Consider the following 10,568-nt stretch of genomic DNA (forward strand, 5'->3'; position numbering starts at 1 on the left):
CGGCGGGGCAGGCTGATATCGCAACGCAACAAATCTATCGCAGTGCAACATGACCAGAATGGGACGACGATGCAGGGAGTGGGAGACGGTCCAGGTCTGGCGACGCTCACCAAAACGTTCTTGGCCGCAGCTTGACAGGGCGGGCACGGCTGATGCCTCTTGGCGTTGTCATTCGGGCCATGGGGACATCGATGAAGAAGATTTATGAGAAGCCGACGCTCGACAAGCGCGGGAAGCTGTCCACCGTGACAGCGGGTCCACCCAGTTCCGGGAGATAACAAACCCCCTTCGATCTTTGGCTGCTTTCTGTGTGCCATCCCGGTGTTTTTAGCTTTGGCTTGACAACATCGTGCCACGGGCGCCCTTTAAAGCGCTCGCTTGGGAGCAGAGGATATCCCGTGAAAAAGACCTACGAAAAGCCTGTGCTGGTAAAGCGCCAGAAGCTCTCAAATGTCGTGGCGAGCGCGGTCTCAGTGACGGACTGACAGGTCCCGCTCGACGATCAGGGTTTGAAGCCGACAGGCTGCGGGCTTGCCCGTTTCGAAGCCCGGACGCAAAACAGCCCCGCAAAGGGGCTGTTTTTCTCGTCGGTTCAGTGGATTGCTACTTGCTGCCGCCGTTCGCTTTCACGCTGCTGCAGAATTCCGGATGGCTGTTGGCCGCAGTGGCGTCCTTCGACTCGTCCTCGCAGGCCTTCATCATCGCGGTCTGGTCGTCCGGCGTTAGGGCCTTCCAAGCCTTCACGAAGTCGTCGTTGCTGACCATCGTCTTCATGCTGGAGTCGGTGTAGAAGGGCTGCATCTTGGCCGGATCGTCGAGAGCCGACGTTTTGGCAAACGCCGCGCCGCCGACCATCGAAAGCGCCATGGCGCCCAAGCAGATCATCTTGATGTTCATGGTACAATCCTCCTGTTGCTTTGAGATCGTCGAGCAACGATCGTCTGGAAAAACGACAGGTTTGGATGAAAGTTCCAGGAAGCAGGCCAATCCCGGGTAAAATATAGTCGAAAAAAGCTTGAAACTTTTTCGGATTTTGCTCGTTTCGGCCAAAGTGGGATTCCATGACCGGAATCATTTGCCGCGCGATCAAGATTGCGGGCTGCCTTGCTGTGCCGCGATGCGCATAGGGCCACTGTATTTGCCGCTCTGGTCGACTCCAGACAATCAACCGGCATGTCAGGCAGGAAACAGGAACGCCGCTGTCGGATCGAAAAAGACCTGCCGGCTGCAGGGCGTCAGGTCCTGCGACTGCATGGCGGCGGAGGTCGGCCTGATGTCGACCCCCTCGCCGCCGGCGGTGCGCGCGACGATGCGCCGGCGCTCGCCGTAGAAGGCGACATCGACGATCTCGACGTTGAGTTCCGCGCTCGCCGGGCGCCTCTCCATGCCAAACGCTTCCGGCCTGATCATCAGCCTGGTCTTCTGGCCTTTGCCGAACGTGCCGTTGGCCCTGACGCCGGAGACGACCGAACCGTCGGCCAGCCGGATTGTTGCCGTGCCATCCTTGGTGTCAAGATGTTCTGCGGCGAGGAAATTCGAATTGCCGATGAAGCCGGCGACGAAATCGGTGGCTGGCCGCAGATACAGGTCCTCGCCGCTGCCGGTCTGCTCGATGCGGCCGTCCCGGAACAGTGCGATCCGGTCCGACAGATGCAGCGCCTCTTCCTGGTCGTGGGTGACGTAGAGGATGGTGACGCCGGTCTCGCGATGGATGCGGCGGATCTCGCCCTGGATCTCTTCGCGCAATTTCTTGTCGAGCGCCGACAAGGGTTCGTCCATCAACAGGATAGGCGGATCGTAGGCCAGCGCACGGGCGAGCGCGACGCGCTGCTGCTGGCCACCCGACAGGGCGCCCGGCAAGCGCTGGGCGAAGCTTTCGAGCCGCACCAGGGCCAGCATGTCGGCGACCTTCTTCTTCACCTCGGCCTCCGGCCGGCGGCGAACCCGCAGCGGAAAGGCGACGTTCTCGGCCACCGTCAGATGCGGAAACAGCGTGTAGCGCTGGAACACCATGCCGATGTTGCGCCTGTGCGAAGGCACGGCAAGCAGCGATCTTCCTTCCAGCTCGACATCGCCGGAACTCGGATCCTGGAAGCCGGCGATGGCGTAGAGCGTCGTCGACTTTCCCGAGCCTGAAGGCCCGAGGAAGGTCAGGAACTCGCCTTTGGGTATATCGAGGGTGACGTCGTGCACGGCGGTGATGGCGCCGAACGCCTTGCGCAGATTGCGGATGGAGAGGAAGGGCTGGGTCATGTCTTGACCTTTCGCTGCAGCAGTGCCGTCACCACCATCAGGGCCAGCGTCAGCCCGACCAGCAGGCTGGAGGCGGCGGCGATCACCGGGCTCAGATCCGAGCGCAGACTGCCCCATATCTTGACGGGCAGGGTTTGCAGGCTGGGGCTCGCCATGAAGATCGCCACCACGACTTCGTCCCAGGAGGCGAGGAAGGAAAAGATCGCGGCGGAAAAGATGCCGATGCGGATCGATGGCAAGGTGATCCTGAGCCTGGCCTCGAGCGGGCTTGCGCCGCAGACGATGGCCGCGTCCTCGATCGACTTGTCGAAGCCTTCCAGTGCGGTGGCGATCGGGATGATGGCGAAGGGCAGGGCCAGCACGGTGTGGGCGATGACGAAGCCGATCGTGGTGCCGCCGAGGCCGAGGCGCAGGAAGAAGGCGTAGATGGCGATGGCGAAGACGACGACGGGCAGCACCATCGGCGTCAGCAGCAGGCCGCGCAGGATCTCACGCCCGGCAAACTGTCCGCGAACCAAAGCGAAGGAAGCGAGAAGGCCGATCACCACGGACAGGATCGCCGTCATGGTGGCGATCCTGGCGCTGGTCAGCGCAGCGTCGAGCCAGGCCGGATCGGCAAACAGCTCGTGGTACCATTTCAGCGTCCCGCCGGGCGGCGGAAAGGCCAGCCAACGCGACGAGCCGAAGGAGAGCAGGACGATGAAGACGACAGGCAGCAGGAGAAAGCCGGCAACCAGAGCGGTGAAGCCGAGCAGGGCAATTTTCAGCCAGCCCATACGGTCATAGTCGAGCAGCATCTCAGGCGCCTCCGCTGATGCGCCTGGCCCCGACAAGGCGCAGCTGCAGCGCGTAGAGCGCCATGGTGACGACAAGCAGGATGAAGGCTGCGGCGCTGCCCAGCCCCCAGTTGAGCAGCGACTGGATCATCTGCGCGATCATTTCGGCCAGCATCATGTTCGAGGTGCCGCCGAGCAGTGCCGGGGTGACGAAGTAGCCGAGCGACATGACGAAGACCATCAGGCCGCCGGCGGCGACACCGGGCAGCGACAGCGGCAGCAGGATGCGGCGGAATGCCTGGAAGGGGCTGGCGCCACACAGTGCCGCGGCACGCAGCGTCATCGGGTCGATCGCCCGCAACGTACCGACCAATGGCAGGATCATGAAGGGCAGCATGATGTAGACCATGCCGATGGTGACGCCGGTGAGATTGTTGATGAGCGGCAGCGGCTGGTCGATGATTCCAGCGGCCATCAGCGTCCGGTTGATGACGCCGGTGCGCTGCAGCAGCACCATCCATGCATAGGTGCGGGTCAGCAGGTTCGTCCACATCGACAGGATGATGACGCCGAAGACCATCGAGGCGAGTGCGGAGGGCATGATCGCCAGCATCCAGGCGACCGGAAAGGCGACGAGGACCGTGACGATAGTGACCACCGACGCGACCAGGAAGGTGTTGAAGAACACCCGCGCATAGGTGCCGTCACCCAGCAGCGTCGCGTAGTTCTGCAGGCCGGGTTCGGGCTCGGTGACACTGCGCAAGAGCAGGGCCAGAACCGGCACGACGAAGAACAGCACGATCAGGACCAGCGCCGGCAGCAGGCCGTTGAGGCCTGCCGGCATGCGGAATGTTGGTAGGCTCTGGCGTGTTTCGACCGACATGGCAGCGATCCGGCTAAGGGACGAGACGGTGTGGCCGTCTCGTCCCTTGCTGTTCAAGGGACAGGCTTATTTCGCCTGCCAGGCATACCAGCGCGTGGCGATCTCGTCGCGGTGCTCCGCCCAATAGTTCATGTCGAGGTTGATCTGCCCGTCGATATGGGCGTCCGGCAGCGCCTTCACCGCATCGGCCGGCATCTCGGCCTTGGCTTTGGTGTTAACAGGCGCATAGCCGCTGGCTTCGGCAAACTTCGCCTGGCCGGCCGGGCTGCTCGCCGCGGCGAGGAACTTCATCGCGGCGTCCTTGTTCTTGGCGCCCTTCGGCACCACCAGCACGTCGGCCGCCGTCAGGTTCTGGTTCCAGGAGACGCCGACATCGGCGCCGTCCTTCTCCAGCGCGAAGACGCGGCCGTTCCACAGCTGGCCGAACGTCGCTTCGCCGGACGCGATCAATTGCTGCGACTCCGCGCCGCCGCCCCACCAGACGATGTCGGACTTGATGGTGTCGAGCTTCTTGAAGGCGCGGTCGAGATCGAGCGGATAGAGCTTGTCGGCCGGCACGCCGTCGGCCAGCAGCGCGATCTCGATGACGCCGGGCGCCGACCATTTGTAGAAGGTCCGCTTGCCCGGGAATTTCTTCGTGTCGAACATGTCGGCCCAGCCGGCCGGGTCGCCCGAAACGGCGCCCTTGTTCCAGGCGAGCACGAACGAATAGTAGAAGCTGCCGACGGCGTGATCGGTGGTGAAGCGCGGGTCGAGATCGGCCTTCGGCACTGCGGCGAAGTCGATCGGCTCGAGTAGGCCATCCTTGGCCGCCTTGATGGCGAAATCCATCTCGACGTCGACGACATCCCAGTTGACGCTGCCCGCGTCGACCATCGCCTTCAGCTTGCCGTAGTCGGTCGGGCCGTCCTGCATGACCTTGATGCCGGATGCGGCCGTGAACGGTTCGGCCCAGGATTTGGTCTGCGCTTCCTGGGTCGTCCCGCCCCAGGAGGTGAACACCATGTCCTCGGCCCTTGCGGCCGTCGTTGCCAGAAGTGTCGTTGCGAGAAGTGTTGTTGCAAGAAGGCGGGCAAGGACGCCGGTGGTGATCAGTTTCATGTCGTTCTCCTCTGTTTGTTTTCGTTGTTTTCTGTTTGCGACCGGCGTTTTCGCCTTGATCGCGTTTCCCCGGCCTGCGGCGGCTACCGCATGACGAAAGGATCGGGAATCGGGTCGTCCGAGGTGCGTATCCACACCGATTTCGAACGCGTGTAGTCGCGGATCGCGTCCATGCCACCTTCGCGGCCGAGGCCCGACTGGCCATAGCCGCCAAACGGAACCAGCGGCGAGACGGCCCGGTAGGTGTTGACCCAGACCACGCCGGCATGGATGCCGCGCGCCATGCGATGGGCCTTGGCGAGATTGGTGGTGAACACGCCGGACGCCAGGCCGAACGGCGTGTCGTTGGCAAGCGCGAGCGCCTCGGTTTCCGTATCGAAGGCGAGCACGCTGAGCACCGGACCGAAGAGTTCTTCGCGCACGCAGGGCAGGCCGGTGTTGTCGTTGGCATCGATGATCGTCGGTGCGTAATAGAGGCCGCTTTCGTGGCCGGTGGGCCGCTCCCCGCCGGTGACCAGCCGTCCGCCCGCGGCAAGGCTTGCCATCACGATCTTCTCGATCCAGTCGCGCTGCCGGGAGGTGGCAAGCGGCCCCATTTCGGTTGCGGGATCTTGCGGGTCGCCGATCCGGATCGCTTCTGCCTTGCGCTTCAACCGGGCGAGGAATTCGTCCTTCACCGAACGCTCGACCAGCAGGCGCGAGCCGGCGACGCAGCTCTGGCCGGTGGCGGCGAAGATGCCGGCGACGACGGCGTTGGCGGCACTGTCGAGATCGGCGTCGGCAAACACCACGACCGGGCTTTTGCCGCCCAGTTCGAGCGTCGTGTAGGCGAGATTTTCCGCCGTGTTCCTGACGATCTGGCGGGCGGTTGCCGGACCGCCGGTGAAGGCGACACGAGCGACGAGCGGATGGCTGGTCAGGCGCTGGCCGCAATCATGGCCGAAGCCGGTCAGGATGTTGACGCTGCCGGCGGGAAAGCCGGCCTCATGGACGAGTTTGGCGAAGGCGAGCAGCGGGGCAGGGCCATCCTCCGAAGCCTTGAGGACGACGGTGCAGCCGGCGGCCAGCGCCGGCCCGAGCTTGACGGCGGACAGGAAGAGCTGCGAATTCCACGGCACGAGCGCGGCGACGACGCCGATCGGCTCGGGCCTGATCGTCACTTCCATATCCGCCTTGTCGATGGGGACGAACGCGCCTTCGTTCTTGTCGGCCAACCCGCCATAGTAGCGGTAGTAGTCGCCGACATAGGCGATCTGGGCGCGGGTCTCGCGGATGATCTTGCCGGTGTCGCGCGTCTCGAGTTCCGCCAGCCGGTCGGCATTGGCGACGACGAGATCACCGAGCAGCACCAGGAGCTTGCCGCGCGCCGTTGCCGTCATCGCTGCCCATGGGCCGGAGCGCAGCGCAAGGTGGGCGGCTTCGACGGCGCGATCGACGTCATCGGATGACGCAGCAGGCATCCTGGCCCATGCCGTGCCGGTCGACGGGTCGATGCTGTCGAAGGTCGCTGCCGCATCCTCGAAGCTGCCGTCGATATAGTTCCTGAATTGAGCGGTGCTCATCGCGATCCCGCTTTCGGTTCGGCAAAAGCCGGCATCACCCTGTCGATGAAGAGCTGCAGCGATTTCTTCTTGCGCTCATGGGACAGGCCGCTGTCGATCCAGATCGAATACTGGTCGTAGCCCAGCGCCTCATAGGCCTTCAGCCTGGCGATCACCTCGTCGGCTTCGCCGATGACGAGGTTCTGCCGGATCTTGTCCGGCGCATATTGCGGCATGGCCGCGATCTCGGCCTCGCTCAGCGGCTCCAATATGCCCTGGCGCACCGGCTTCTTGTTCTGGAACCAGGCGCCGAACTGGCAGTAGAATTGCGACAAATCCTGCACCAGGCGATCGGCATCGGCCGCGTCCTCGGCAACGAAGGTGTGCATCAGCAGCATGATTTCCGGCCGCGCTATGTCGGGGTGGGCAGCACAGGCGGTGTTGAAGCGCTCCATCAGGCTGGCCACTTCGCCGTCGCCGGAGGCCAGCGGCGTCACCTGCACATTGCATTTGCTGGCAACGGCAAAGTCGTGCGAGTTCGGATCACGCGCTGCCACCCAGATCGGCGGATAGGGCTTTTGCAGCGGCTTGGGCGACGACGTGGTCGAGGGGAACGACCAGAACTCGCCGGAGAGTTCGAAATCGCCATCCCACAGGCCGCGGATCGCCGGCACCATCTCACGCATCCGCTGGCCGGCTCCCCAGGCCTCGAGGCCGGGAAAAAGCCGCTGGTATTCGTAAGCGTAGGCGCCGCGCGCAATGCCGATGTCGAGGCGGCCGCCGGAGATGACGTCGGCCATCGCCGCTTCGCCGGCAAGCTTGATCGGGTGCCAGAACGGCGCGACGATGGTTCCGGTGCCCAGCCGGATGCGCCTGGTCTTGGCGGCGAGCCAGGCGATGTTGATGAACGGGTTCGGCGAGATGGTGAATTCCATGCCGTGATGCTCGCCGATCCAGGCGGTCTCGAAGCCTGCCTCTTCGGCCTGCACAACCAGCTCTTCCAGCTCACCGACAAGCTCGGAATGCGGCTTGGCCAGATCCGAGCGCTCCATGTGGACGAACAGCGAGAATTTCATCAGCGTCACCCGCGACCGGAAAGAAGAACTGGCTTGGCGAGCGGCCGGACTTCGCCTTCGACCTCGTTGCCGACATAGACGCCGAATGCATCTTCCGTGCGTTCGCGAACATAGCGGGCAAGCATCGAGCGCACCGCAGGGTCGGCGATCCTGAGATCGGTTATCTGCTCGATGTCGACAAGCCGGATCCGTCGATCATCGGAACACTGGCCGTCGATCGTTCCGCGATAATAGACATGCGTGCGCGACGGAGCGGCTGTGTCGTCCCAGACGGCGAACAGGAAGCCGAGTTGCGCGTCGATAGTCTTGGCGGCAAGGTGCCCCTTGAGGCTGCGCGGATCTTTCGGCGTGCCCAGTCCGCGTCCGGCCGGCAATTCGTGGAAGCCGTCGGATGTCTCGAAGAACAGCACGCGGCCGTCATTCTCGAGAATGGCGCCGACTTCCGTGTCCGGGGGTGCGGCCGCCAGCGCCTCCTGGCTGAGGCCGGGCGTCACATAGGTGCCCCGGCAATAGCCGAGCGGCTGTGCTCCATTGTGGCTGAAATCGCGCACGCGGCCGATCAGGATCGAGTGATCGCCGGCGTCGACCAACTGCTGCATGGCGCAATCGAACACCGCGACGGAACCGTCGATCAGGGGATTGCCGGTCTGTCCCGGTTGCCAGGCCACGCTCGCGAACTTGTCGGCGGCCTTGGAGGCAAAGATGCCGGACTGGGCTTTCTGGCTCTCCGACAGGATGTTGATGGCAAAGCCCTTCGACGTCGAGAAGGCGCTGTGTCCCAGCGCCTTCTTGGCGATGCAGACAAGCACCAGCGGCGGATCGAGCGAGACCGAGGTGAAGGAGTTGGCGGTGAAGCCGCGCGGCTCGCCTTCCGCACTGACCGTGGTGACGATGGTGACGCCGGTCAGGAAGGAGCCGAGCGCGCGCCGGAATTCGCCGCTGTCGAAGGCGGGATCGGCCTGCGGCGTCGCGGCTTCGGCGTCAAGAAAGGCGCTGATGTGTCGAGTCACTTTTTCGGGCGAAGCCATTGCCATCATGTGCCTTTCTCCGCTGAGCACCAGGCATTGACCGTGCGGCGCGAGCCTCGCCATCGCCGCCGACATGGAAGGGGTCGAATTGCCGTCGTCAGACCCGGTCATGAACAGGGCTGGTGCGGCCAGCCCGGCCAGGGCATCGGCATGCTGGGCATCGGCATGGGCAAAAAGGCAATAGGTGCGCGCGTAGCCCTCCGGGTCGACGCTTTCAAGAGCCGCGCGGGCGGTGGCGGCCGCCCCCACCAGGCTCTCTGGCAGCGGGTCGCCGAACCAGCGGGCAAGCGTTGCCGCGATGGCGGAAGGATCGCCACGCGTGCCGAGCGCCGCCGCTCGCTGGCGCACGGCCTGCGCCAGGGCCTCGGGTCGGCGGAACACCGCGTTGAGGCAGACGATGGAGCGGACGCGCGAAGGCGCGCGAAGGGCGATTTCCAGAGCGACCAGCGCACCCATCGAATGGCCGACGATCGACACCGAGGCGAGACCGAGATGGTCAAGCAGACGCAGCGCCTGATCGGCGAAATCCGAAAGGGCGGCATGTTCCGGCGGCAAAGGTGAGGTGCCGTGGCCGAGCATGTCGATGGCGATGAGGTCGTGGCGGTCTTGCATCGACGCGATCTGATCCTGCCAGATCGTTGCGTTCATGCCGACGCCGTGAATGAGCAGAACCGGCGTGCCGGAGCCGGCGCGGATGAAGCCGGTGCCGTCCGGCGCCGTGTTGCGAACCCATGCGGGGGCGGCGACATCAGCCATGCAGGTCTCCCACCTCCTTGAGGTCCTGATAGCGGTCGCCGATACGGTGATGCGGGCGGCCGCCGATCGAAGCGCCAAGCGCCACCACCAGTTCGTCGGGGGCGGGGGCGTCGCCGATCTGGAAATGCACGGTCAGATAGTGCGAGCGGCGGCCCTCGTCGTTCTTGTCCATCAGCGGGATCATGATCGGCGTATTCGGCCCGCCGCGCAGATTGGTGAAGGCGAGATAGGTCTTGGCGCCCACCGCTCGACGATAGTGATTGCCGAAATGCAGCGTATGGATCAGCGCCGACGCATGCTCAATCTCGCCCGCCGTGCCGCAGATGGCGGCCTTGCCGTAGCCTTCGATCGCCTCGCCCGAACCGGCGACGGCGATGATCTCGCGCGTCAGCAGTTCGCCGAGGACGGGAGCGATGGCGCGGATCTCCGGCGACAGGTCTTCGGTGAAACCGCGGCCCGCCCAGGGGTTCGTCAGCACAGCGGCCACGCCAATCAGGCGCAACGGCCTGGGTGCGGCCTTGCCGCCCTCGATAAGCGTGTTCTCGATGTAGGTGACGGTCTTTCGAATGGCCGGTTTCATCAGCAGTCCTTGGCCGCGATGGCGCGGTGCAGCGCCGTCATCCCTGTATCGTCTTATGGTATACCATACTATGGAGCGCCAAGGACCTTGTCAATCGGCTGCGGAATCTGTTTTGTGGCGGCGCAAGCGAAGGCGGAGAAAAAATGTCAGACGTTACGCTGCGGATCGACCGCTCTACCAAGACGTTGCGGACGCTGGCGCTGGAACGCATGCGCGATGCGATCATGGGCTTCCACTTCCAGCCTGGTGAAAGGCTGGTCGAGCGGCCGCTTTGCGATCAGCTTGGCGTGAGCCGTTCCGTGGTGCGCGAGGTTCTGCGGCAATTGGAGGCGGAAGGCCTGGTGCAGATGATACCGGGCCATGGACCTGCCGTCGCCAAGCCGGATCTCGGCCGCACCGATGAAATCTACGAACTGCGGGCGCTGCTGGAGGGGATCGCGGCGCGGACTTGCGCCTTGTCGGCCACCGACGCGCAGATCGCCTCGCTCGATGCGGCCTTGACGAACCTGCTCGACGCCTGGGCGTCAGGCGCGCCGGTCGAGGTGATGCGGGCGACGACCAAGTTCTACGAAAC

Annotated in this window: 10 protein-coding genes; 1 reads left to right on the plus strand and 9 read right to left on the minus strand. The window is 64.3% G+C overall.

Annotation, left to right across the window (positions count from 1 at the left end; genetic code table 11):
- Positions 1-603: 603 nt before the first annotated feature.
- From EN935_RS09840 to EN935_RS09880, 9 genes are all read right to left on the minus strand, one after another.
- Positions 604-1,050: a hypothetical protein gene (locus EN935_RS09840; RefSeq protein ID WP_245488913.1), complete on the minus strand. Its 447-nt coding sequence runs from the start codon at positions 1,048-1,050 to the stop codon at positions 604-606.
- A 126-nt stretch (positions 1,051-1,176) separates the two neighbouring features.
- Positions 1,177-2,253 carry an ABC transporter ATP-binding protein gene (locus EN935_RS09845; RefSeq protein WP_127373294.1) on the minus strand — a complete coding sequence of 359 codons (1,077 nt, stop codon included), beginning with the start codon at positions 2,251-2,253 and terminating at the stop codon, positions 1,177-1,179.
- Entirely contained in the window at positions 2,250-3,050 is an 801-nt protein-coding gene (locus EN935_RS09850) for an ABC transporter permease (protein WP_127265814.1), read from the minus strand. The genes EN935_RS09845 and EN935_RS09850 overlap by 4 nt, the downstream gene beginning before the upstream one ends.
- Before the next feature lies 1 nt (position 3,051).
- Positions 3,052-3,912, minus strand: coding sequence for an ABC transporter permease (locus EN935_RS09855; protein ID WP_127265812.1), 861 nt, complete (start codon positions 3,910-3,912; stop codon positions 3,052-3,054).
- Between the two features lie 66 nt (positions 3,913-3,978).
- The gene (locus tag EN935_RS09860; RefSeq protein ID WP_245469029.1) at positions 3,979-4,917 is read right to left on the minus strand and encodes an ABC transporter substrate-binding protein; all 939 of its coding nucleotides are present in this window, start codon (positions 4,915-4,917) and stop codon (positions 3,979-3,981) included.
- A gap of 179 nt (positions 4,918-5,096) precedes the next feature.
- Entirely contained in the window at positions 5,097-6,575 is a 1,479-nt protein-coding gene (locus EN935_RS09865) for an aldehyde dehydrogenase (protein WP_127373295.1), read from the minus strand.
- Entirely contained in the window at positions 6,572-7,630 is a 1,059-nt protein-coding gene (locus EN935_RS09870; RefSeq protein ID WP_109661374.1) for an LLM class flavin-dependent oxidoreductase, read from the minus strand. The genes EN935_RS09865 and EN935_RS09870 overlap by 4 nt, the downstream gene beginning before the upstream one ends.
- Positions 7,631-7,635: 5 nt before the next feature.
- Positions 7,636-9,414 carry an alpha/beta fold hydrolase gene (locus EN935_RS09875; protein ID WP_127265293.1) on the minus strand — a complete coding sequence of 593 codons (1,779 nt, stop codon included), beginning with the start codon at positions 9,412-9,414 and terminating at the stop codon, positions 7,636-7,638.
- Positions 9,407-9,994 carry an amino acid synthesis family protein gene (locus EN935_RS09880; RefSeq protein WP_126069863.1) on the minus strand — a complete coding sequence of 196 codons (588 nt, stop codon included), beginning with the start codon at positions 9,992-9,994 and terminating at the stop codon, positions 9,407-9,409. Before EN935_RS09880 ends, EN935_RS09875 begins: the two co-directional genes overlap by 8 nt.
- A 143-nt stretch (positions 9,995-10,137) precedes the next feature.
- On the opposite strand from EN935_RS09880, the gene EN935_RS09885 reads away from it, so the two are divergent.
- Positions 10,138-10,568 (plus strand): GntR family transcriptional regulator (locus tag EN935_RS09885; protein ID WP_164771065.1); only part of this gene is annotated, 431 nt, incomplete at its 3' end.

This window comes from Mesorhizobium sp. M7D.F.Ca.US.004.03.1.1 (genome assembly GCF_003998635.1).
GTDB lineage: Bacteria > Pseudomonadota > Alphaproteobacteria > Rhizobiales > Rhizobiaceae > Mesorhizobium > Mesorhizobium loti.